General features: G+C 72.1%; 18 protein-coding genes. 9 read left to right on the top strand and 9 right to left on the bottom strand.

Annotation, left to right across the window (positions count from 1 at the left end; genetic code table 11):
* The first annotated feature begins 24 nt into the window (after positions 1 to 24).
* Positions 25 to 918 (top strand): SDR family oxidoreductase, encoded by an 894-nt coding sequence (locus ACIOC1_RS30575; protein ID WP_355338457.1) that lies wholly within the window; start codon positions 25 to 27, stop codon positions 916 to 918.
* A gap of 27 nt (positions 919 to 945) precedes the next feature.
* Positions 946 to 1,395 (top strand): DUF3093 domain-containing protein, encoded by a 450-nt coding sequence (locus ACIOC1_RS30570; protein ID WP_355338460.1) that lies wholly within the window; start codon positions 946 to 948, stop codon positions 1,393 to 1,395.
* A 54-nt stretch (positions 1,396 to 1,449) separates the two neighbouring features.
* Here the strand turns inward: ACIOC1_RS30570 and ACIOC1_RS30565 are convergent, their stop codons facing one another.
* From ACIOC1_RS30565 to ACIOC1_RS30550, 4 genes are all read right to left on the bottom strand, one after another.
* Positions 1,450 to 2,214, bottom strand: coding sequence for a hypothetical protein (locus tag ACIOC1_RS30565; protein WP_355338463.1), 765 nt, complete (start codon positions 2,212 to 2,214; stop codon positions 1,450 to 1,452).
* Positions 2,215 to 2,331: 117 nt separating this feature from the next.
* A complete protein-coding gene (locus ACIOC1_RS30560) occupies positions 2,332 to 2,631 on the bottom strand; it encodes a DUF4193 domain-containing protein (RefSeq protein ID WP_103884889.1) in 300 nt (99 codons plus the stop codon).
* Positions 2,632 to 3,050: 419 nt separating this feature from the next.
* Positions 3,051 to 4,319 carry a HAMP domain-containing sensor histidine kinase gene (locus ACIOC1_RS30555; protein WP_355338466.1) on the bottom strand — a complete coding sequence of 423 codons (1,269 nt, stop codon included), beginning with the start codon at positions 4,317 to 4,319 and terminating at the stop codon, positions 3,051 to 3,053.
* A gap of 5 nt (positions 4,320 to 4,324) precedes the next feature.
* Positions 4,325 to 4,978: a response regulator gene (locus tag ACIOC1_RS30550; RefSeq protein ID WP_391163844.1), complete on the bottom strand. Its 654-nt coding sequence runs from the start codon at positions 4,976 to 4,978 to the stop codon at positions 4,325 to 4,327.
* A 289-nt stretch (positions 4,979 to 5,267) separates the two neighbouring features.
* Between ACIOC1_RS30550 and ACIOC1_RS30545 the strand changes: the two genes are divergently transcribed.
* Positions 5,268 to 5,441: a hypothetical protein gene (locus ACIOC1_RS30545; protein WP_188282026.1), complete on the top strand. Its 174-nt coding sequence runs from the start codon at positions 5,268 to 5,270 to the stop codon at positions 5,439 to 5,441.
* Between the two features lie 199 nt (positions 5,442 to 5,640).
* Here ACIOC1_RS30545 and ACIOC1_RS30540 read toward each other — a convergent pair whose 3' ends face one another.
* Both ACIOC1_RS30540 and ACIOC1_RS30535 read right to left on the bottom strand, forming a co-directional pair.
* A complete protein-coding gene (locus ACIOC1_RS30540; protein WP_401857158.1) occupies positions 5,641 to 6,459 on the bottom strand; it encodes an inositol monophosphatase family protein in 819 nt (272 codons plus the stop codon).
* Between the two features lie 96 nt (positions 6,460 to 6,555).
* Complete coding sequence (locus tag ACIOC1_RS30535) at positions 6,556 to 7,689, bottom strand: ferrochelatase (protein WP_391163845.1); 1,134 nt, start codon at positions 7,687 to 7,689, stop codon at positions 6,556 to 6,558.
* Positions 7,690 to 7,905: 216 nt separating this feature from the next.
* On the opposite strand from ACIOC1_RS30535, the gene ACIOC1_RS30530 reads away from it, so the two are divergent.
* From ACIOC1_RS30530 to sepH, 3 genes are all read left to right on the top strand, one after another.
* Complete coding sequence (locus tag ACIOC1_RS30530; RefSeq protein WP_391048896.1) at positions 7,906 to 9,168, top strand: MFS transporter; 1,263 nt, start codon at positions 7,906 to 7,908, stop codon at positions 9,166 to 9,168.
* Positions 9,107 to 10,447, top strand: coding sequence for a D-arabinono-1,4-lactone oxidase (locus ACIOC1_RS30525; RefSeq protein ID WP_355338479.1), 1,341 nt, complete (start codon positions 9,107 to 9,109; stop codon positions 10,445 to 10,447). Before ACIOC1_RS30530 ends, ACIOC1_RS30525 begins: the two co-directional genes overlap by 62 nt.
* Before the next feature lie 374 nt (positions 10,448 to 10,821).
* Positions 10,822 to 11,928 (top strand): septation protein SepH, encoded by a 1,107-nt coding sequence (sepH, locus tag ACIOC1_RS30520; protein ID WP_355338482.1) that lies wholly within the window; start codon positions 10,822 to 10,824, stop codon positions 11,926 to 11,928.
* Between the two features lie 161 nt (positions 11,929 to 12,089).
* Here the strand turns inward: sepH and ACIOC1_RS30515 are convergent, their stop codons facing one another.
* On the bottom strand, positions 12,090 to 12,923 hold the full coding sequence (locus tag ACIOC1_RS30515; protein WP_401857155.1) for a sulfurtransferase: 834 nt from the start codon (positions 12,921 to 12,923) through the stop codon (positions 12,090 to 12,092).
* 227 nt (positions 12,924 to 13,150) lie between these two features.
* On the opposite strand from ACIOC1_RS30515, the gene ACIOC1_RS30510 reads away from it, so the two are divergent.
* On the top strand, positions 13,151 to 13,918 hold the full coding sequence (locus tag ACIOC1_RS30510; RefSeq protein WP_391163847.1) for a VOC family protein: 768 nt from the start codon (positions 13,151 to 13,153) through the stop codon (positions 13,916 to 13,918).
* Between the two features lie 33 nt (positions 13,919 to 13,951).
* On the top strand, positions 13,952 to 14,158 hold the full coding sequence (locus ACIOC1_RS30505) for a hypothetical protein (RefSeq protein WP_401857152.1): 207 nt from the start codon (positions 13,952 to 13,954) through the stop codon (positions 14,156 to 14,158).
* A gap of 110 nt (positions 14,159 to 14,268) precedes the next feature.
* On the opposite strand, the gene ACIOC1_RS30500 is transcribed toward ACIOC1_RS30505, so the two are convergent.
* Positions 14,269 to 17,502, bottom strand: coding sequence for an AfsR/SARP family transcriptional regulator (locus ACIOC1_RS30500; RefSeq protein WP_401857150.1), 3,234 nt, complete (start codon positions 17,500 to 17,502; stop codon positions 14,269 to 14,271).
* A gap of 166 nt (positions 17,503 to 17,668) precedes the next feature.
* On the opposite strand from ACIOC1_RS30500, the gene ACIOC1_RS30495 reads away from it, so the two are divergent.
* The gene (locus tag ACIOC1_RS30495) at positions 17,669 to 20,101 is read left to right on the top strand and encodes a tetratricopeptide repeat protein (protein ID WP_401857148.1); all 2,433 of its coding nucleotides are present in this window, start codon (positions 17,669 to 17,671) and stop codon (positions 20,099 to 20,101) included.
* A 442-nt stretch (positions 20,102 to 20,543) separates the two neighbouring features.
* Here ACIOC1_RS30495 and ACIOC1_RS30490 read toward each other — a convergent pair whose 3' ends face one another.
* Entirely contained in the window at positions 20,544 to 21,779 is a 1,236-nt protein-coding gene (locus ACIOC1_RS30490; protein ID WP_401857146.1) for a hypothetical protein, read from the bottom strand.
* Positions 21,780 to 22,060: the final 281 nt, after the last annotated feature.

Below are 22,060 nucleotides of genomic sequence, written 5' to 3'. Positions count from 1 at the left end.
ATCTGGTAGCACCGGAGCGCGCGCATGTCCCCAGGAGTAGGCCAGTCCGTCGTCGTCACCGGAGCCGGACGCGGCATCGGCCGTGCCATCACGCTGGAGCTGGCGCACTGCGGCTTCGACGTGATCGGCACGGTCCGCAACGACCGGGACGCGCGGGCCCTGCGCGCGGCGGTCGACCGTACCGGCGCGGCGGTGCGCACCGCGGTGCTCGACGTGGCCGACGCGACGTCCTGCGTCCGGGCGTTCACCGAGATCGCCACGATGACCGACGGCGGGCCGTGGGCGGTGGTCAACAACGCGGGGTTCGCGCAGCCGGGCGCGGTGGAGGACGTGGACGACGAGCAGGTACGGCGCCAGCTGGAGACCAATCTGGTGGCGCCCGCGCGGATCGCCCGCCTGGTGCTGCCCGCGATGCGGGACCGGCGGGCGGGCCGCATCGTCAACGTGTCGTCGATCGCCGGGCGGGTGTCGCTGCCGATGCTCGGCTGGTACTGCGCGAGCAAGCGCGGCCTGGAGTCGGTGACGGACGCGCTGCGGATGGAGACCGCGCCGTTCGGCGTGCAGGTCTCGCTGATCGAGCCGGGCTCCTACGGCACCGGGATCTGGGAGACCGGCGCCGGGCTGCTGCCCGACGAGCGGGCGTCGGCGTACCAGGAGCAGTACGCGGCGGCCGGGGACGTGCTGCGCGGCAGCCGCGACCTGCCGGGGCCGCGCCCGGTGGCGCTCGCGGTGCGCAAGGCGCTGACCGCCCGGCACCCGCTGCCGCGCTATCTGGTGGGCGGCGGCGCCCGCTCGACCGCGGTGCTGGACGCGGTGGCGCCGACGGCGGCCTCCGACTGGGCGAAGCAGCTCGCCACCGGGCTGCGGCAGGCGCCGCCGAGGGTCACCCGTGCGCTGGCGCGCCTTCGCGGCAGATAGCACAGGACCGCATGGCAGTCTGGTGCCATGCAGCCTTACGACGAACGTCTCACCGTGCCGCGCTCCTGGTGGTTCCTGGCCGCCGGGGTGGGTGTGGCGATGGCGCTGATCCTCTTCCCGTTCGGCCCGCTGCCGATGCTGGCCGGGCTCGCGGCCGGCGCGGCCGTCGCCATGATGGCGGTCAGCTCGTACGGGTCCGCGCGGATCCGGGTGGTGGCGGGTTCGCTGGTGGCGGGCAAGGCCCGGATCCCGCTGGCGGCACTGGGCGAGGCGACCGTGCTCGACGCGGCGGAGACGGTGGCCTGGCGCTCCCACAAGGCCGACCCGCGGGCGTACATGCTGCTGCGCTCGTACGTGCCGACGGCGCTGAAGGTCGACGTGACCGATCCGGACGACCCGACGCCGTACGTCTATCTGTCGACGCGTTCGCCGAAGCGGCTCGCGGAGGCGCTGAAAGCCGTGAAGGCGCCCCAGTAGGACCGGCCGGGCCGCACGGTGCCGGGCGGCCCCCGCGGGGGCGCCCGCGGCCGGTCAGGGCTCGATGGCGGGCGGCTGCCACAGCGTGCCGGTCAGGGCCGCGTCGGCCGGTGCGCCGACGGCGGGCAGCTCGGGCCACGGGAGCTGCGCGGCGCGCAGGTCGTGGCGGATCCGCTGGGCGAGCTTGCGGGTGTCGCGGCGGTTCATCACCGCGCCGACGGCCGCGCCGATCATGAACGGCGTCAGCGTCGGCATATTGCGCAGCGTGCGGCGCAGCAGCCGCTGGCGCATCTCCTTCTTCATGCTGCTGCCCAGGGCCACGTTGACCGTGGAGAGTTTCAGCACATCGATACCGCGCTGTTCGGTCCAGGACCACAGATACGCGGTCGCGCGCTCCCGGGAGTTGCCCGGGACACGCAGTCCGTAGACCTCGTGCAGTTCCGCGATGAGTTTGAACTCGACCGCGGCGACGCCGAGCGTCTCGGCGGTCAGTTCGGCCGGCATCGCCGGCGGGGTGGGCAGCATCGCGGCGGCGCCCACACCGGCGCCGACGGTCATGGTGCCCTTCACCGCGGTGGCGATCAGCCGGTCCGCGATGTCCTCGGGGCCGAGACCGGGAAACTGCCCCCGCAGCGTCGCCAGGTCACGCACCGGGATGCGCGGGGCGACCTCGATCAGCCGCTCGGCGACCGAGCCCATGCCCGCCATCGCCTTCCTGCCGCCGTAGCGCGCCCCGCTGCGTATTCCGCGCGCCCCGCGCGCGGTCGTGGCCGCGAGCGAGGCCCTGCGGCCCCGCTCGTCGCCTTCTCGGCCTTCCACCCGGCCTTCCGTCGGACCTTCCACCGGGCCTTGTGCCCGGTCCTGGTCCTGGTCCTGCGCCCGGCCGGCGTCGTCCGCCCGGCCGTCCCGCCGTGAGCCCGTCACCGCGCCCGCGGATCAGGCCGCGCAGTCGCGGCAGATCGGGTTGCCGTTCTTCTCCGCCGCGAGCTGGCTCCTGTGGTGGACCAGGAAGCAGCTCATGCAGGTGAACTCGTCGGCCTGCCTGGGCAGTACGCGAACCGACAGTTCCTCATTGGAGAGGTCGGCGCCCGGCAGCTCCAGGGACTCCGCCTGGTCGAACTCGTCGACGTCCACCGCGGAGGTGGACTTCTCGTTCCGCCGGGCCTTCAGTTCCTCGATGCTGTCCTCGTTGACGTCATCGTCGGTCTTGCGTGGGGTGTCGTAATCCGTAGCCATTTTTCGCTCTCCCCCTGTGGGTGTCTGCGGTGTCTCCAGCGCACGTAACGCGCGGGAGGCCGGACTTGTGCCCGACCCGAGGCGGAGATTTTGCCTCACATCAAGGCCTGTTACTCAATCGACACCCAAGGTCGCCCCCGAAGGGGTGATCGCACGGGTGGCCGATCGTCACTCGCGACAGTCTGAAAGTCGTATGTCGCGGGTGCCATCACGTGTACTTCCCGTGATCATGACCTGGGGAAACATGGATTTTCCGGTCTTTTTCCCCAATGTCTTGATCACTGTGTGTAGGTGTCCCTCCAATAGCATGTGCTGTCGATCACAACGGTTCCCGGCGGGGAACAGACCGCGAAATTTCTCGCATAGCGAACACTCGTCGGTGCTGTCGTCGCCGGTGGCCGTCCTGGGCGTGACGCGGTTCACAACGGGATCGCGACCCGCATGACCAGGCCGCCTCCCTCGCGCGGCTCGGCCACGATGACGCCTCCGTGCGCCCGTGCCACCGACCGCGCGATGGACAGTCCCAGTCCCACCCCCTTGTCACTTCCCGTCCGCTCGGTACGCAGACGCCGGAACGGCTCGAAAAGGTTGTCGATCTCGTACGCCGGAACGACCGGTCCGGTGTTCGCGACCACGAGCAGCCCCTGACCGCCCTCCACGGCCGTGGAGACGTCGACCCAGCCGTTCTCCGCCACGTTGTACCGCACCGCGTTCTGTACCAGGTTCAGGGCGATCCTTTCCAGCAGCACGCCGTTTCCCTGGACGACCGCGCCGTCGAGCCGGGAGCGCAGCTCCACGCCCTTGCCCTGTGCCTCGGCGCGGGTCTGGTCGAGCGCCCGGGAGGCGGCCTCCGCCAGGTCCACCGGCTTGCGGTCCACGATCTCGTTGTCACTGCGGGCGAGCAGCAGCAGGCCCTCGACCAGCTGCTCACTGCGCTCGTTGGTGGACAGCAGCGTCTTGCCGAGCTGCAACAGGTCGGCCGAGGCGTCCGGATCGGAGAGCTGGACCTCCAGCAGCGTCCGGTTGATCGCCAGCGGTGTGCGCAGCTCGTGCGAGGCGTTGGCCACGAAGCGGCGCTGGGCGTCGAAGGATCTCTCCAGCCGGTCGAGCATCTCGTCGAAGGTGTCGGCCAGCTCCTTCAGCTCGTCGTCCGGGCCGTCCAGCTCGATCCGGCGCTTGAGGTCGGAGCCGACCACGACCCGCGCGGTCCTGGTGATCCGCCCGAGCGGCGCGAGCACCCGCCCGGCCATCACGTAGCCGAAGACCAGCGCGACCACGGCCAGGCCGATCAGCGCCAGCAGCGAGCGCTTGAGCAGCACATTGAGCGCCGCCTCGCGCTGGACGGCCATGCACTGCGCCAGGGCGGAGTTGAAGCGCCCCGAATCCGTCTCGTTGATCAGGCTCGGGCAGGTGTTGCTGACGATGTTGACCCGGCCGCTGTTGACGGTGAACAGCGGCTCGCTGCCCTGGTGCAGGGCCTGGGCCGCCAGCAGATAGATGATCCACAGCAGCAGCACACCGGCGATCAGGAACATGCCGCCGTACAGCACGGTCAGCCGTATCCGGATGGTCGGGCGCAGCCAGGGCAGCGGGCTCTCGCCCGGCAGCGGGTCCCAGGGGGGCCTGGGCGGGGTCGGCGGGGCCGAGGGCGGTGCGGGCGCGGGGGAGCCGGCGGAGGGGGACGCCACGCGGATCAGATCCGGTAACCGGAACCGGGGACCGTCACGATCACCGGAGGCTCACCGAGCTTGCGGCGCAGTGTCATGACGGTCACCCGCACCACATTGGTGAACGGGTCGGTGTTCTCGTCCCACGCCTTCTCCAGCAACTGCTCGGCGGAGACCACCGAGCCCTCGCTGCGCATCAGCACTTCGAGGACCGCGAACTCCTTGGGCGCCAGATGCACCTCCGCGCCGTCCCTGAAGACCTCGCGGCGGTTGGGGTCGAGCCTGATGCCGGAGCGCTCCAGGACCGGCGGCAGGGCCGCGGTCGTACGACGGCCCAGCGCGCGGACCCGCGCGGTCAGCTCGGTGAAGGCGAAGGGCTTGGGCAGATAGTCGTCCGCGCCCAGTTCAAGACCCTCCACCCGGTCGCTGACGTCACCGGCGGCGGTGAGCATCAGCACCCGGGTGGGCAGGCCGAGATCGACGATCTCGCGGCACACCTGGTCGCCGTGGACGACCGGGAGGTCGCGGTCGAGGACGACCACGTCGTAGTCGTTGACCCCGATCCGCTCCAGGGCGGCGCCGCCGTCGTAGACCACGTCGACGGCCATCGCCTCGCGGCGCAGCCCGGTGGCAACCGCATCGGCGAGCAGTTGCTCGTCCTCGACGACCAGTACGCGCAAGGCGCTGTTCCTTCCAGAGCGGGGGGACATGAGCGGTCCTGCGGCGGCGCGGAGCCGCGGCCGGAACGGCATGAGCTGTGCGAATGCTCCACCATCCTGCACCTGAGGACCGTAAATCGGCGGTAAGGGACCGACGACGGAATATTCCTCCGGCCGACGGAGGTTTCCGCTCCGAAGCGGTTGGGCAAGACGACTGCACACCCACCCACCACGCCTCGCCACGCGTTTCCCTCGCGTGGTACCTGGCTTGACACACCCCGTGTCAACGACGACGACGAGGGGGCGCCTAATGGACGCGTTCACCACCGGAATCCTCCAGCGCATACACAGCACGGAGACCGATTTGCGCCGGGCCCGGGAGACAGGCGACGACTTCCTCGCCGACGTCGAGCAGGCGGAACTGGAAGACCTCCGCCGACTCGCGTCGGAGAACGGCGTGGACGTACGGCCGAAGGTCGCCTGATCCACACCGGCTGACCCCGAGCCGCACGCCCCGGACACCTCACAGGTGCCGGGGCGTTCGCATGTCTACGCGCGAATATCAGCCGCTCATCGGATGGTCGGCGTGACACGCGCTGGGAGCGCTGCGAGCCCCGCGGGGTCCTACGAGCGCGGCGAACGCCACGGTCCGGCCCGCCGCCCCCGCCGCCGTGTCGACGGCTCTAGTCGTGCCAGGCGCCCAAGCCGTCCAGGAGCTCCTGGAGCGGTTCGAAGAGGCCGCCGGGGGCCGCGACCGTCAGCTCGCCCGAGGCGGTCTCTCCCGGCCGTCCACCGGTCAGCGCGCCCGCCTCGCGGGCGAAGAGCGCCCCGGCCGCGAAGTCCCAGGGGTTCAGGCCGCACTCGAAGTACGCGTCCAGCCGCCCGCAGCCCACGTCCGCGAGGTCGATCGCGGCCGAGCCGCCGCGCCGGATGTCCCGGACCCGCGGCAGCAGGGCGCTCACCACCGTCGCCTGCGCCGCCCGGCGCTCGGACAGGTAGCCGAAGCCGGTGCCGACCAGCGCGTGCGAGAAGGCCGGGGCCGGACGGCAGCGGGCCCGCTCGCCGTTGACGAACGCGCCGCCGCCGCGTACCGCCTGGTACGTCTCGCCGCGCATCGGGGCGGCCACCACACCGGCCACCGCCTCGCCGTCCACCTCCGCGGCGATGCTCACCGCCCAGGACGGCAGGCCGTAGAGGTAGTTCACCGTGCCGTCGAGCGGGTCGATCACCCAGCGCACCCCGCTGGTGCCCTCGCTGCTCGCGCCCTCCTCGCCGAGGACGCCGTCGTCGGGGCGCAGACCGCTGATGTAGGACGTGATCAGCTTCTCGGCCGCGATGTCCATCTCGGTGACGACGTCGATCGGGCTGGACTTGGTGGCGGCCACGCCCAGGTCGGCGGGGCGGCCGTCGCGCAGCAGCTCACCGGCCCTGCGCGCGGCTTCCAGGGCGATCTCCAGCAGCGCGGCGGGCTCGGTCGACGACGCGTCGGGGGTGGGGCTCAACGGGGGGCTCCTTAGTCGGTTCCGGTCACAGCCGGTCTCCGGGCGGGGTCGGTACCTGTCGGTCGTGTCCCGCCGCCCGGCTCCGGTCGGTACCGGTCAGTCGGTTCCGGCGGCGGCGGGCAGCGGGGTCCTGGCCGGGCAGCAGCCCGCGGGACAGATGTCGTGGCTGGGGCCGAGCGCGCCCAGCGCGCAGCGCGCCGGGGCCGCTCCCCGCTCGGTCGCGGCCCGCTCCAGCACCAGGTCGCGCACCGCGGCGGCGAAGCGCGGGTCGGCGCCGACGGTCGCGGCGCGGCTGACCGGCAGCCCCAGCTCCGCGGCCTTCGCGACGGCCTCGGTGTCCAGGTCGTACTTCACCTCCATGTGGTCGGAGACGAAGCCGATCGGCACCATGACGACCGCGGGCGCGCCCTGCGCGTGCGCCTGCTCGAGGTGGTCGCAGATGTCCGGCTCCAGCCACGGGATCTGCGGGGAGCCGCTGCGCGACTGGTAGACGAGCTGCCACGGCCGGTCGACGCCGGTCGCGGCGCGTACCGCGTCGGCGATCACCCGGGCGGTGTCCAGGTGCTGCGCGACGTACGCGCCGCCGTCGCCGTGGCCCTCGACGGGTCCCGAGGTGTCGGCGGCCGAGGTGGGGATCGAGTGCGTGGTGAAGGCGAGCCGGGCGCCGTCGCGTACGTCCGCGGGCAGCGCGTCCAGCGCGGCCAGCGTCGCCTCGGTCATCGGCTCGACGAAGCCGGGGTGGTTGAAGTAGTGCCGCAACTTGTCCACCCGCGGCACCGGGAGGCCCTCCCGGGCCAGCACGGCCAGCGAGGCGGCCAGATTCTCGCGGTACTGCCGGCAGCCGGAGTACGAGGCGTAGGCGCTGGTGGCCAGCACCAGGACCCGGCGGTGGCCCGCCCGCGCGATCTCCCGCAGGGCGTCGGTCAGATACGGCGCCCAGTTGCGGTTGCCCCAGTAGACCGGCAGGTCGAGGCCGTGCCCGGCGAAGTCCTTGCGGAGCGCGTCGAGCAGTTCGCGGTTCTGCGCGTTGATCGGGCTGACGCCGTCGAAGAGGAAGTAGTGCCGCCCGACCTCCTTCAGCCGCTCTTTGGGGATGCCCCGGCCGTGGGTGACGTTCTCCAGGAAGGGCACGACGTCGTCGGGTCCCTCGGGGCCGCCGAAGGAGAGCAGCAGCAGGGCGTCGTACGGCCCGGCGTCGTGGGGGTCGCGCTGAGGCGGCTGATCGGACATGTCATCGATCCTGCCACCCCGCGACGATCTCGCCGCGCTCCGCCTCCCCGGGCGGGTGCGCCCGGTCACGCGGTGGCTCGCGGTGGCCGCCGCGGGCGCCCTCCGCGCGGTGGAATCCGGGGCGCCGCGCGGCACAATTCGGTTGCGCGGACTCGTAAGCTGTACGCGCCAGCTACGTTCCTTACCGAGAATTCGGCGACGCCGCCGGGAGCGCCCTTGTCCAGCCCCTATCGCGCGATCTTCACCGCTCCCGGCACCAAGGCGTTCTCCGCCGCCGGGCTGATCGGGCGGATGCCACTGTCCATGCTGGGCATCGGCATCGTGACGATGATCTCCCAGGTCACCGGGAGGTACGGGCTCGCGGGCGCGCTCGCCGCCGCGCTGGCCTTGTCGGGGGCGGCGATCGGACCGCAGATCTCCCGGCTGGTCGACCGGTACGGACAGCGGCGGGTGCTGCGTCCCGCGAGCGCCGTGACGGTGCTGTCGGTGGCGGCCCTGCTGATCGCGGTGCGGGCCGGTTCGCCGGACTGGGTGTACTTCGTGTGCGCGGTCGGCGCGGGCTGCACGCCGAGCATGGGCGCCATGGTGCGCGCCCGCTGGTCGCGGATCCACCGCGGCTCTCCCGAACTCCTGCACACCGCCTACTCCTTCGAGTCGGTGGTGGACGAGATCGTCTTCATCCTCGGGCCGATCCTGTCGATCGGGCTGTGCACGGCCTGGTTCGCGGAGGCGGGCCCGCTGCTGGCCGCGGTCTTCCTGGGCACCGGCGTACTGCTGCTGACCGCGCAGCACGCCACCGAGCCGCCGCCGCATCCGCGCGACCGCCTCTCGGACCGGTCGGTGCTGCGCGAGCCGGGGCTGCTGGTGGTCACCGGCGTCTTCGTCGGCACCGGGGCGCTGTTCGGCGCGGTCGACGTGGCCACCGTGGCCTTCGCGGACGAGCGCGGGCACAAGGCGCTGGCCAGTCTGGTGCTGGCGACCTACGCCCTGGGATCGTGTCTGGCCGGGCTGGTCTTCGGGCTGATGACCCCGCGCGGGACGCCCACCGGGAGGTTCCTGCTGGGCATCGCGTTGATGACTGTGAGTATGATCCCGCCACTACTGGTCGGAAACTTGCCGTTTCTGGCCGTGGCGCTGTTCTTCTCGGGCCTGACCATCGCTCCGACGATGGTGACCGCGATGGGCCTGATCGAAGGGTTGGTACCGCGGACGAAACTGACCGAGGGCATCACGTGGACCTCCACGGGGATGGCGGTCGGGGTCGCCGCAGGGGCCTCGGTGGCGGGTCGGGTGATCGACTCGCACGGGGCGTCGGCGGCTTTCGCGGTGCCCGCCGCCTCGGCGGTCCTCGCCGTGGCGGTGGCGTTTCTCGGGTATCGCCGGCTCAAGCCGGCGCCGGAGCGGGAGGGGCCGCGCGATGAGCACGACGGGCAGTACGGCACGCACGACAAGCAGGGCCGAACAGAAGGCGTGGCGTAACTGGGCGGGGAACGTCTCCGCCCGGCCGGCGCGGGCCGTGGCGCCCGCCTCCGTGGGCGAACTGGCGGCCGTGCTGCGGCGGGCCGCCGAGGACGGCCTGCCGGTGAAGGCGGTCGGCTCCGGGCACTCCTTCACCGCCGCGGCGGCCACCGACGGGGTGCTGATCCGCCCCGAGGGGCTGACCGCGATCCGCGCCATCGACCGCGCGGCGGGCACCGTCACCGTCGAGTCGGGCGTCCAGCTCAAGCAGTTGAACGCGGCGCTGGCCGCCGAGGGCCTGTCGCTCACGAACATGGGCGACATCATGGAGCAGACGGTGGCGGGCGCCACCAGCACCGGCACGCACGGCACCGGCCGTGACTCCGGTTCGATCGCCGCCCAGATCACCGCGCTCGAACTGGTCACCGCCGACGGCTCGGTGCTGACCTGTTCGGCCGAGGAGAACCCCGACGTCTTCGCCGCCGCCCGGATCGGGCTCGGCGCGCTCGGCGTGGTCAGCGCCGTCACCTTCGCCGTCGAGCCGGTCTTCCTGCTGACCGCGCGCGAGGAGCCGATGGCGTTCGACCGGGTGATGGCGGAGTTCGAGCAGCACGCCACGGAGAACGAGCACTTCGAGTTCTACTGGTTCCCGCACACCGACAGTTGCAACACCAAGCGGAACAACCGCAGCCAGGGCCCGGCCGCGCCCGTCCCCGCCGTACGCGGCTGGATCGACGACGAGCTGCTGTCCAACGGCGTCTTCCAGGCCGCCTGCGTGGTCGGCAGGGCCGCGCCCGCCGTCATCCCCGGCATCGCCAAGCTCTCCAGCCGCGCCCTGTCGGCCCGTTCGTACACCGACATCCCGTACAAGGTCTTCACCAGCCCGCGCCGGGTGCGCTTCGTGGAGATGGAGTACGCGGTGCCGCGCGAGGCGGCGGTCGACGCGATCCGCGAGCTGAAGGCGATGGTCGAGCGGTCCGATTTGCGGATCAGTTTCCCGGTGGAGGTACGGGTCGCGCCCGCGGACGACATCGCGCTGTCGACGGCGTCCGGCCGGGACAGCGCGTACATCGCGGTGCACATGTACCGGGGCAGCCGCTACCAGGAGTACTTCACCGCGGTCGAGAGGATCATGACCGCGCGCGGCGGGCGCCCGCACTGGGGCAAGATGCACACCCGCGACGCGGAATACCTCGCCTCGGCCTATCCGCGCTTCGGCGAATTCACGGCGCTGCGGGACCGGTTGGACCCGGACCGGCGGTTCACGAACGACTACCTCCGGCGGGTGCTGGGCTCGTAGTCGCTTCATGCGGGAAAGTCCGCATTTGCACTCGGCGCGCAACCCTTTCGTGTGAGCCGTGCCACTCAACTCCCGCGCTCCTGGCCCAGATTCGACGGCGCGGCAGCCCACCCCGCTGGCCCAAATGGAGTACCGTGGCGAATCCTGGCTCCCGGTTGCCCGTCCGGGTGGTCGGTAGCTGGTCCGGAACGGCGGGAGGGGAGCCCGACGGCACTCGTCCCGGGGTGCCGCGATCGGTCACGCTGAGTGGCCAATCGACCACCGTCCCATAACGGCGTGTCACCGTGTCACCCCGACACGCCGGGTAACTCTGCAAGGTTGTGGCACGCTGCACCCGGGCAGGCCACACTCGTCCAACGGGAGCAGCGACGCACGTGACGTCGGCAGGCACCACCCGGGAGGTAACCGTGCCCGAACTGCGGGTTGTGGCCGTCAGCAATGACGGCACACGACTGGTGCTCAAGGCTGCCGACAGCACGGAATACACACTCCCCATCGACGAACGGCTGCGCGCCGCCGTCCGCAACGACCGGGCCCGTCTCGGACAGATCGAGATCGAGGTCGAGAGCCATCTGCGGCCCCGCGACATCCAGGCACGTATACGTGCGGGTGCGTCGGCGGAAGAGGTCGCGTCGATGGCCGGCATCCCGGTCGAGCGCGTACGGCGCTTCGAGGGTCCCGTCCTGGCCGAGCGCGCCTTCATGGCCGAGCGGGCCAGGAAGACGCCCGTACGCCGCCAGGGCGAGAGCACCGGGCCCCAGCTCGGCGAGGCCGTCGCCGAGCGGCTGTTGCTGCGCGGCGCGGAGAAGGACACCGTCCTGTGGGACTCCTGGCGCCGCGACGACGGCACGTGGGAAGTCCTCCTGGTCTACCGGGTGGCCGGTGAACCGCACTCCGCGAGCTGGACCTACGACCCGCCGCGCCGCCTGGTCGCGGCCGTCGACGACGAGGCCAGGGCGCTGATCGGTGAGAACGCCGCGCAGCAGGAGAGCACGAAGGAACCGAGCTTCCCCTTCGTGCCCAGGATCGCCCGCCTGCCGCGCGACCGGCCTCTCGACCGGGCCCTCGACCGGCAGTTGGAACGGCCTGACCGGCCGGACCGCGCCGACCGCGAGGCCCGTGCCGAGGACCGGCCGGAGCCGGAGGAGCGCGACTCGCTGACCAGCCTGCTCGAAGCGGTGCCCAACTTCCGCGGCGACATGGTCGTGCCCGCGCCTCCGCCGGGCCCGCCGGGTCCTCCGGACGTCGTGCCCGCCGTGGAGCCGGAGGAGGAGACCGAGGAAGAGGCGGCTCCGGCCGCCAGCGCCGGGTCCGCCTACGCCGACGTCCTGATGCCGCGCGCCGTCGCCGGTCACCGCGACCGTCTGGTCGGCACCACCGACCGCCAGGCCGAGGCCGACGGGGTCCGCCCCGGACGCCGGGCCACGGTGCCGAGTTGGGACGAGATCGTGTTCGGGAGCAGGCGCAAGAAGCAGGAGTAGCGCGTGTGGCGCGCGGCTTGGACAGACCGGGAGCCGACGGCCGTCAGGGGCAGCCACCTTGGTGGCTGCCCCTGACGCGTTGTGCGGCGGCTCGCGTGTTACCGGGTCGCGTGCGGCCGGTACGGGGCCCTGCCCGGGCCTGGTAGGGAGTGTCGCTGGGGTCAGCCCGGCTGGGGGCCGGTGGCGACCGGGTTGGCCGGGTCGGCGGACCATTCGCTCCAGGAGCCGACGTAGAGCGCGGCCGGGATCCCGGCCGCGGCGAGGGCGAGGACCTCGTGGGCGCCGGAGACCCCCGAGCCGCAGTAGACGCCCACTTCGGCGTCCGGCCCTGCGCCCAACCCGGTGAAGCGGTCGGTGAGTTCGGCGGCGGGCAGGAACCGGCCGTCGGCGCCGGTGTTCTGCGTGGTGGGTGCGTTGACGGCGCCGGGGATGTGGCCGCCGACGCGGTCGATCGGCTCCGAGTCGCCGCGGTAGCGCTCGGGCGCGCGGGCGTCGAGGAGCACCCCGCGGCGGGCGAGGTCGGCCGCCCCGGCCGCGTCGAGCAGCGGCAGGGCGCCGGTCGCGGGCACGAAGTCCCCCGCGCCCCCCGCGGGTTCGTCCCGGCTCAGCGGGTGTCCGGCCGCGGTCCAGGCCGCGAGGCCGCCGTCGAGGACGCGTACGCGGGTGTGCCCGGCCCAGCGCAGCAGCCACCAGGCGCGGGCCGCGCCCCAGCCCTGCCAGTTGTCGTACACGACGACGTCCCGGTCGCCGCTCACCCCGGCCCGGCGCATGGCGGCGCCGAACTCCTCGGGGTCGGGCAGCGGGTGCCGTCCGCGGGCCCCGGCGGGCCCGGCCAGTTCGGCGTCCAGGTCGACGTACCGCGCGCCGGGCACGTGGCCTTCGAGGTAGGCGGGGTGGCCGGGAGGGCCGCCGAGCTGCCAGCGCACATCGAGGACGGTGACGCCGTCCCGCTCTGCGGCGGAAGCGAGTTCGGTCACGGAGATGAGGGGTTCCATACGCACATTGTGGTCGACCGGTCGTAGCCGCCGTACGGCGGGACACCGTACGGCAACGGCCGCGAAACGGAAGCGACATGACATTTCGGTTGCCGCGCGGCACCAGGGTGATGAATGCGGCGCGGTCACGGCGCGCGCCGCTCCGGGTGGTGCGACGATCGGCTGTGCCACACCATTCCCGACCGGCGGGGCACGCCGTGCCGGCTGCCCGCCAGGAGACCGTAGCCATGACCGAGGTACCGAACCGTCGCCCACCTGGCACCCCTTGCTGGGTCAGCCTCATGGCGCACCGGGCCGACCTTGCGCGGAGTTTCTACGGCGCGCTGTTCGGCTGGGAGTTCGTACCGGGACCGCCCCAACTGGGCACGTACGCCCTCGCCGAGCTGGACGGCCGCCGCATCGCGGGTATCGGCGAGGGGGCGCCGGAGCCGCACCGGCCGGTCGCCTGGACCACGATGCTCGCCTCCGACGACGTCGACGAGACCGCGGAACTGGTCCGCGAATGCGGGGGCACCGTCGGCATCGGCCCCCTCCAGGTCAACGACGAAGGACGGCTCGCCCTCGCCGTCGACCCCTCGGGCGCCGTCTTCGGTGTCTGGCAGGGCGGACTCCTCGGCGGCGCCGAGGCCACCGGCGAGCCCGGCACCCTCGCCTGGAGCGAGTTGGTGACGCGGGACGCCTCGCTCGTCGGCAAGTTCTACGAGGCCGTCTTCGGTCTTGAGGCCGAAGACGCCGCTTCCGACTCCGACGACGTCCTGCTCCGCGTCGGCGGCCACCCCGTCGCCGCGATCCACGGTGTCGGCTCCCGCGTCCCGCGCGACCGAGGGGCCCACTGGACGACCCACTTCGCCGTGGCGGACGTCGATGACGCCGCCGCCCGCGTCACGGCTCTCGGCGGCCACGTCATCCACCCCGCCCACCCGTCCCCCCATGGCCGCACCGCCACCCTCACCGACCCCGAAGGCGCCCCCTTCACCCTCCAGAGCCCGCCGTGAGCCGTTCTCAGGGGCCCGAGGGAAGCCGGTCACATGGGCATGCAGACGTCCTCGTGGAACCGGCCCGCGGTTGATCCGGCGGAGGGCGTCTGCCCGGCGAAGGCGTGGGCGCTGACGGTGTGGCCGCCGCGCGGAGCTGAATTCGCTTCCGCGGTCTGTCCGGGCAAGGTGATTATGACCAAGCCGACGACAATGGCGGCAAAGTTGACCCGCATGCGTGATGCCCTCAAGTTCCGTTGAATCTATTGGAGGGCAAGATCCTGCGTGATCGCATTGGGTGCGCGCAAGCATTCGAAACGTGCTGGCATATGCCAATTAGCAGATGCCAGGGCCGGGGTCGCGGTGCGCTATCATGCTTCTCTCTGCCAGCGATTTGACCGAGTTCGGTCAATCCTGATCAGGGTTTCGCGAATTCGCTCTGCCGCCATGTCGTTGAATGGCTCGAACAGCGCGAGTGCGCGCCGCCACAGGCCCCGTGCCTCCTCCGGACGCCCGTCGTCGAGGAGCAGGCCGGCGAGCGCGTCGCAGGCGAGCGCTTCTTCGTCCGGTACGCGGATGCGGAGGGCCACTGTGGCCGCCGCCTCCAAGTACTCCCTCGCTTTTCCGAGTTGGCGGGCCGCGCCCGCGGCGATCCCGAGCCCGCGGAGCGCGGCGGCCTCGTCGTCGCCGACGCCCAGTTCACGAGCCAGGCGGAGTGCGGCGTCGTGATGGATGGCGGCCTCCGCGTGGCGGCCCGCTTCCCGGTACACGGTCCCCAGTCCGTTGAGCGCGCTCGCCTCGTTCTTGCGGTCCCCGAGGCGGCGGAAGGCGGCCAGGGAGGAGGTGTGCATGTCCACGGCGGCGTCGAATTCCTCGGGAATTCTCATGGTGGTCGCGATATTCATGCGAATGGTCGCCCGGTCGGCCTCGCTCCCGGAATCGTTGTTCAAGGCGAGCGCTTCCTGGAAGGCGGTTCTCGCGGATTCGATGTCACCCGCCCGGCGCCGAAGGTCTCCGATATTGCTCAGTAATCTGGATTCCAGACGCAAGTCGCCCAATTGGCGCATGTCCTGGAGCGAGCGGGTGAATGATTCCAACGCGTTCCTGTGATCACCCATGTGGAGATAGGCGATCGCCAGGTTGTTCAAAGTCCTGGCCCGGTTCCACCGGTCGTCGCCCCTCAGTTCCAGAGATTCCTTGAGGATGGTCACGGCCGCCTCGCACTCACTCACATGCCAGTGCAGAACGCCGAGTTGGTTGAGCGCCTCGGCTGTGGTCGCGTCGTCACCGGCGTCGCGGGCCAGGGCGAGGGCGCGCTCGGCCGCTTCCGCGGACCGCGGGTACTGGCTGGCGCGGGCGTGGACCGCCGCGAGGGAGAGAAGGGCGCGGGACTCGGCGCGGGGGGAGGCGGAGGCGTTCCAGTGGGCGACCGCTGCCCGGTGCATGGCGACCGCCTCGTGCCAGTAGCCCTCGGACTCGGCGAAGTCGGCCAGCGCGTGCGCGAGCCACGCGGCTTCGGCGGTGTGGCCCACCCGGCGCGCGTGCTGCTCGATGGAGAGTAGGCACTCCATCTCCTCGTCGAGCCAGCCGTGGGCCGCGGCGGCGTCGGGGAAGGAGGGGACGAACACCTGGTGGGCCGGTGCGGGCAGGTCGAGGCGGAAGCGGTGCGGGCGCAGCAGGCGGTCGGCGCGGTCGGCGGTCCGCAGGGCGTACTCGGTGAGACGCAGAAGCGCGTCGGCGTTGGCCGCCTTCTCCGACTCGGCCAGCAGCGTGGCGTACTCGGCGAGCAGGTCGTGGAAGCGGTAGCGGTTCGCCCGCGGTTCCTGCAGGAGATGGCACTCCAGCAGGTCCTCGATCAGCCGCTCGGTGCGGTCCAGTGGTTCGTCGATGATCGCGGCAGCGGCGTACGCGCCGAAGTCGGGGCCGGGATGGAGGCTGAGACGGCGGAAGGCGGCACGCTGTGGTGCGGACAGCGCGTTGTAGGAGAGTTCGAATGCGGCGGCCATCTCCTGGTGGCCGTCCCGTATTTCGAGCAGACGACCGGGTCGGCGGGACAGGCGCTCGATGAGATGGCCGAGATTCCAGGAGGGCCGCGCCTTGAACCGGCTGGCCACGATTTCCACCGCGAGCGGCAGCAGCGCGCAGCGCTTGACCACTGCCTCGATCTTGGCCGGGTCATTCGCGCGTTCGGGTCCGACAAGCCGCCGGAACAGGCCGATCGCATCGTCGAGCGGGAGAACATCCACGAACATCGGCCGCGCGGACGGGAGTTCGGTGAGGCGGTGTCTGCTGGTGATCAGCACGAGTGAGGCGCTGTCGTCCGGAAGAAGCGGTACGACCTGCTCCGAATTCTGTGCGTCGTCGAGGACGATGACCGCACGTTTTCCCGTGAGAACGGTCCGCCACAGCGCGGTACGTTCCGGAAGATCGTGCGGAATCTCACCCGGCGGGATACCGAACGCGCGCAGGAGCGCGGTCAGTCCCGCCTCGGGCGTCATCGGCGGCCGGGACGCCGAGTGGGTGTGGAGGTCGATGAAGATCTGCCCGTCCGGGTACCGGTCGCCGAGCCGGTAGGCGGCGTGGAGAGCCAGCGCGCTCTTGCCGACGCCCGCCATGCCGGAGATCGCCTCGATGGTGATGACCGATCCCGCGGTCCCGAGCGCCGCGTCCGCGGTGAGAAGCCGGTTCAGTTCGCCTTCCCGGCCGACGAGTTGCTGGCGGCGGGGCAGATTGCGCGGGCCGCGGGCGGCCGGTGGTCCCGTGGACTCCTCCGGGCGCAGATCGGGGACGAGTTCGCGCAGCGGAGCCTGGCGGAGAATCAGGCTGTGGGTGTGGGTGAGGCGTTCGCCGGGATCGGTACCGAGCCGGTCCTGGAGCAGCCGCCTGGTGCGTTGGAACGCCGCGAGCGAGTCGGCGTGCCGACCGCTTCCGTACAGCGCCACCATCAGGTGCCGGGCCAGCGTCTCGTCCATGGGATGGGCCTCGGTCAGCTCCGTCAGCTCGGATACCACGTCGGCGAACTGCCGTAGCCTCATGCGCAGTTCGAGCTTCGCGTGGGTCGCCGTGAGCCGGCGTTCCGTCATCGCGGTACGCGCCGCGTGCGCCCAGACCCCGGGCAGCCCCGCCAGGGCCTCGCCGACCCACAGGCTCTCCGCGTCCTCGAACAGGGCCAAGGCACGGGCGTCCTTCTCCGCGTCCTGGCCGGGGCCTGAACCGGTGCCCGCCGCCGCACCGGTCTCCGGGTCGTGGACGGCCCTGGCGTCGCCGGACAGTCGCAGGTACCGGTGCCAGTCGATGATCTCCGGATCGGCTTCCAAGGTGTACGAATGCGCGCGCAGCGTGATGACGGCGTCAGGGCGCCGGCCGGTCGCTTCGGCCGCGTCCCGTATGACGCGACGCAGCCGGGAGATGTAGGTGTGGAGATTCGCGCGCGCGTGCTCCGGGGGTTCCTCGTCCCATAATCGGGCCGCCAGGACATCGCGGGCGACCGGCCGACCGACGTCCAGGGCGAGTGACGCGAGGAGACAGCGCTCGCGGTCGGATCCGAGTCGCGGGACCGTCCCGTTCGCCGATAACTCGACCGCCCCCAGGAGATGAATCTCCATCGTCGCCCCCACCCGTCACACCGTCTCGAAATGTGAGCATGACACGACGGTGCGTCACCGTGCCATACCACCCAGGCCCGTAGCGGGGCGGAAATAGCTCATACTGTGCGCGGGTGACAACTTCATCTGCTATATGCGGCCAGTTGGAGCGACGGGGGAACGAACCGTGGACGCGATCACTCTCGACGCCATCGAAGGGGCATTGAGCCGCGCGAGTACGACGGCCCGTGCCACGGCCGCCGCCCTTTTACCGGACCCGCCCGCCGACTTACCGGATCAGGCGACCGGCGAGGGCGGGTTGGCGCGGGCACTGCTGGACGCGGTCTCAAGGAATCCGGCGCTCCTTCGCGACCTGACCCACTGGATGGCGGTGGTGGAGGCCGAGGCGCCGCGCGAGGTCTCGACCGTCCGCGTCGACCACCGCAACACGGTCGTCGGCGGCGACCACCGGGCGGGTATCGTCCAGGCCGGCACGGTCGGCGACATCCACTGGCACGCCGCGCCCGCTCCCGTGCCCGCAGCGCTGCCTGTGCCGCGGCAGTTGATCGCGGGGCCCCGGCGGCTCGCGGGCCGCGAACGCGATCTCGAGGCGCTGGACGCGTTGCGCCTCGGCGCGGAGCGGCGGGACGGCCCCTTGGTGGCCGTCGTCAACGGGCCCGCCGGTGTGGGCAAGACGGCTCTGGTGTCGTACTGGCTGCGAGGGCAGGCCGACGACTTCCCCGACGGGCAGCTCTACGCCGACCTGCGCGGGCACGCCCCCGAAGGCCCTGCCGATCCGTCGGAGGCGCTGGGCATGTTCCTGCGGGCCTTCGGGATGAACTCGATACCTTCCGGTCTCGCGGAGGCCGCCGCGCTGTGGAGGTCGGTCACCGCGGGCCGACGCCTGATCCTCATGCTGGACAACGTCATCTCCGCGGCGCAGGTCAGGCCCCTGCTGCCGGGCGCGGAGCAGAGCATCGTCGCGGTCACCAGCCGAAGGCGGCTGACCGGCTTGGGACTTGAGGGCGCCGTTTTCCAGCCCCTCGGCTTCCTCGACGACGACGCGTCCGCCGAGATCCTGCGCCAGCGGCTCGGCGCGGGGCGGGTCGCCGCCGAACCCGCCGCCACCCGCCGCGTGGTGGACCGGTGCGGCGGCCTGGCACTCGCGGTCTGCGTGGCCGCCGCACGGATGGCCGCCCGCCCGGGACAGCCCCTGGCCGCGACCGCTGAAGCGCTGGACCGCGGGGCGGAACGGCTGACCGTGCTGCGCGTCGGAGAGGGGATCGCCGTGCAGAGCGCCCTCGATGCCTCCTACCGGTTTCTCAGGGAGGATTCCGCGGCCCTGTACCGGCTGCTCGGGGTGCTGCCCTTCGCCGAGTTCACCCCGGAACTCGCCGCGGCGGCGGCGGGCCTCGGCCGTACCGACGCCGAACGGCGGACCGACGCGCTGGCGGAGGTGAGCCTGCTGGAGGAACTCGGCGACGAACGGCACCGCTTCCACGACCTGGTCCGCCTGCACGCCCGCGGCCTCGCGGAGGCGCGCGACCCGGAGCCGGTCCGTACGGCCGCCGTACGCCGGGCGCTGGAGTGGTACCTGGCGACGGCGACGGCCGCGGAGGAGCTGATCAGCCCGTCCCACCGCACCTTGGACCGCGACTACGAATTTCCGCCGGACGCGGAGCCGGGACCCCGTTTCGCCACCGAGAAGGCGGCGCTCGGGTGGCTGGGGCGGGAGCAGCGCCACCTCATGACCGCTCTGCGCACGGCCGTGGACGCGCGGTGGAACGGTCTGGCCTGGCAGCTCGCCGACGCGATGTGGCCGCTCTTCCTGCGGCTGCGCCCGTACGACCTGTGGGTGGAGGCGCACCGGCTGGGGCTCGACGCGGCGCGCCGGGACCGGCACGCGCAGGGGGAGTTGCGGATGCTGACGTCCGGCGGGGCGGGGCTGCGCAACTCCGGTCACCCGGAGGAGGCCGTGGTCTGGTTCGGCCAGGCGCTGGACCTGGCGCGGCTGCACGGCGACCGGTACATGGAGGCCCAGGCGCTGCACGGCATCGGGCAGTCGTACCACCTGGCGGGACGGCTGGACGAGGCCGTGGGACCGTTCGCCGAGGCGCTGGGGATCAGGGAAGCGATCGGCTACCGCAGAGGGGCCGGGCTGTCCCGGCTGTGCCTCGGCGATGTCGCGCTCTCCGGAGGGCGGCCGGGCGACGCGGTCGAGCCGCTGCGCCGGGCACGGGCCGACCTGCTCACGGCGTCGGACCCGTACGACGCCGCCAGGGCGCTGGCGCTGCTCGGCCGTGCGCTCGGCGAGGTCGGTGAGACCGACCTCGCCGAACGCCATCTGCGCAAGGCGGCGGAGGAGTTCCGCGACCGCGGCTCCGCGCACTGGGAAGCACGGTCGTGGGAACTGCTCGGCCTCCTGTACCAGCGGTCGGACCGCCCGGACGACGCCCGGCGGGCGTTCGAGCGGTCGCTGCGGCTCTACGAGAGCGTCGGCGCCCCGGACGCGGACCGTCTGACCGAGCGCGTCGCCCGCCCCGGCGGCGCTACCGGCACCTCGCCACCCGAGTCCCCAGCCCTGTCGTCCGACGGGCCCCCCGGCCCCGGCGCGAACTGAACCGAGCCGAGGCCGTGCACGAGCAGCCCCACCGGCAGGTCCACCGGAAGGCGGGCCACCAGCCAGGCGTGCAGGAGTGAGCCGACCGCCGCGACCGCGGGCCACGTGCCCGCGGTTCGCAGGCCCGCCCGCGCCGTCAGCGCCAGCGGGGGAGCGGTGGCACAGACCGCCACGCAGCGACCCTGCCCGTACCCCACGCAGACCACCCGCGCTCCGGGACTCCCGCGGAGCACCGCCCCGGCCCGATCGGCCGCGGCGGCCATGGTGACGGCTTCCTCGGCGTCCCACAGGACGTCGGCGCAGTGCCGCCAGCGGGCATCGTGCCCGCTGTCCAGCCGGGCGCTCACATGCTCGTCGGTGAAGGCGGCGAACGGCGGGGAACCGGCGTCGTCGGGCCGGGGAATCCGCAGCATCACCCGTACCTGACGGTGGCCGGACGGCGTCACCACGTGTCACCTCCCCGTACCGCCGCGGTCGGCAGCGGCTCCGGAAGCGGCAGCCGTCTGGTGGACGGCTCGTGCGCGGGTTCGCCCAGTCCCAGGAACCGGTACAGCAGACCTCTCATGTTCTGGTTGAAGCGGCCGGGCTCCGAGGAGATCCGGGTGGAGATGTCGCGGTACGCCTGCGGCTCGTACCGGCCCTCGGCGTAGGCGAGTTGACGGGACAGCGGGTGGGTCGGCGACAGGGCGGGCGCCACGGTCGCCAGCACCGCGGCGGGCGAATGGGGATTGACGTCCTGCTCGACGAATCTGGCCATCACGATCGGTACGTCGCACATCGTCGCGTAGAGCGTCACGGATCCGTGGTCGCCGATGACGAAGTCCGAGGCGATCACCAGCGGGCGCCAGTCGGTTTCCGGGCCGATGAGCGGGACGGCGCCCAGACCGTTCTCCGTGAGCCAGGCCCGCACCTGCCAGCCGCCGTGCCCGGCCCACACATTGGGATGCAGCAGCAGGGCCTTGCGGTAGCCGTCCTCAGGGGCCAGTTCGGTCAGCAGGCGCGGCAGCAGTGCCTCCAGCCGGTTGAAGCTCGACCCGAGGCCCCAGGTGGAACAGACCAGCACCAGCTTCTCCCCGTCCCGCAGGCCCAGCGCCCTGCGGTACTCGTCCCGGCGCCCCAGGCTGCGCGCGATCCGGTCGTACGAGGCGTCCCCGACCACCTCGGCGATGGGCAGCGCCTCGGGGCAGGACCGCGACAGCAGCGCCAGGTCGTCGCGGTGGGCGAGGGCGTACGCGCAGGGCACGACGCGGTCGCCCCACATCAGGTAGTTCCTGCCGAGCCCGCCGACAGCGCGTTGCGGCCCGTCGCCCGGACGGGACAGCTTCATGTGGCCCGCCCCGTGCGGGACGCGGACCAGGGGACCGCGCAGTTGCTCCATCCCCTGGGAACCCGCGGCGAGGACGAGGTCGAATTCGGTGGCGACCGCCTTGGCCCAGGGCAGCACCTGGGCGTCCAGGGCCTCGAGGAAGCGGCGAACTCCCGGATTGAAGGCGTGCGGTGCGATCGTGAACATCACGTGGATCCGCAGATCGGAGCGGAGCAGCTCGAACACGTCCTGGAGCCGCTGCCCGTAGACCAGGGTGTGGACCACGACCAGGACCTTTTTGCAGCCGGACAGTGTGGCCCACTGTCCGGGATCGCGTATGACCGGGCCGCTCGGCCCGCTCACCGTTGACATGGGTGAAACCCCCCGTCGGAACGACGTTCAACGACCGGTGCCCGGCCGCTGCCGACGGCTTTCCCCGACCGTCTGGCGGAAGGCATGCCAAACCCTTGCGGAAACCTTGCGGCACAGGCGGCGGGGCCCTCATCCGGTGGACGCCCGGTCCCGCTCGGGGCGTCAAGACGCCGTCAAGGTCGCCCCGGCGGTGGCCGCGCGCCCGGAATATCCCGTTGCGCGGTTCTAGAGTCGGAGGGTGCGCCTGCCGGGCCGTCCGGGCGAAGGGGGCGGCGGAGCGG

The sequence above is a fragment of the Streptomyces sp. NPDC088197 genome, from assembly GCF_044741185.1.
Classification (GTDB): domain Bacteria; phylum Actinomycetota; class Actinomycetes; order Streptomycetales; family Streptomycetaceae; genus Actinacidiphila.
The sequence above is the reverse complement of the archived record's forward strand: the minus strand, read 5'-3'. Positions and strand labels throughout refer to the sequence as shown.

Excerpts from the sequence above, each read along its gene's own strand:
- ACIOC1_RS30575 (WP_355338457.1), top strand. The coding sequence starts at position 25 with ATGTCCCCAGGAGTAGGCCAGTCCGTCGTCGTCACCGGAGCCGGACGC.
- ACIOC1_RS30570 (WP_355338460.1), top strand. The coding sequence starts at position 946 with ATGCAGCCTTACGACGAACGTCTCACCGTGCCGCGCTCCTGGTGGTTC.
- ACIOC1_RS30560 (WP_103884889.1), bottom strand. The coding sequence starts at position 2,631 with ATGGCTACGGATTACGACACCCCACGCAAGACCGACGATGACGTCAAC.
- ACIOC1_RS30545 (WP_188282026.1), top strand. The coding sequence starts at position 5,268 with ATGGACGCGTTCACCACCGGAATCCTCCAGCGCATACACAGCACGGAG.
- ACIOC1_RS30535 (WP_391163845.1), bottom strand. The coding sequence starts at position 7,689 with ATGTCCGATCAGCCGCCTCAGCGCGACCCCCACGACGCCGGGCCGTAC.
- ACIOC1_RS30525 (WP_355338479.1), top strand. The coding sequence starts at position 9,107 with ATGAGCACGACGGGCAGTACGGCACGCACGACAAGCAGGGCCGAACAG.
- ACIOC1_RS30515 (WP_401857155.1), bottom strand. The coding sequence starts at position 12,923 with ATGGAACCCCTCATCTCCGTGACCGAACTCGCTTCCGCCGCAGAGCGG.
- ACIOC1_RS30510 (WP_391163847.1), top strand. The coding sequence starts at position 13,151 with ATGACCGAGGTACCGAACCGTCGCCCACCTGGCACCCCTTGCTGGGTC.
- ACIOC1_RS30505 (WP_401857152.1), top strand. The coding sequence starts at position 13,952 with ATGGGCATGCAGACGTCCTCGTGGAACCGGCCCGCGGTTGATCCGGCG.
- ACIOC1_RS30500 (WP_401857150.1), bottom strand. The coding sequence starts at position 17,502 with ATGGAGATTCATCTCCTGGGGGCGGTCGAGTTATCGGCGAACGGGACG.
- ACIOC1_RS30490 (WP_401857146.1), bottom strand. The coding sequence starts at position 21,779 with ATGTCAACGGTGAGCGGGCCGAGCGGCCCGGTCATACGCGATCCCGGA.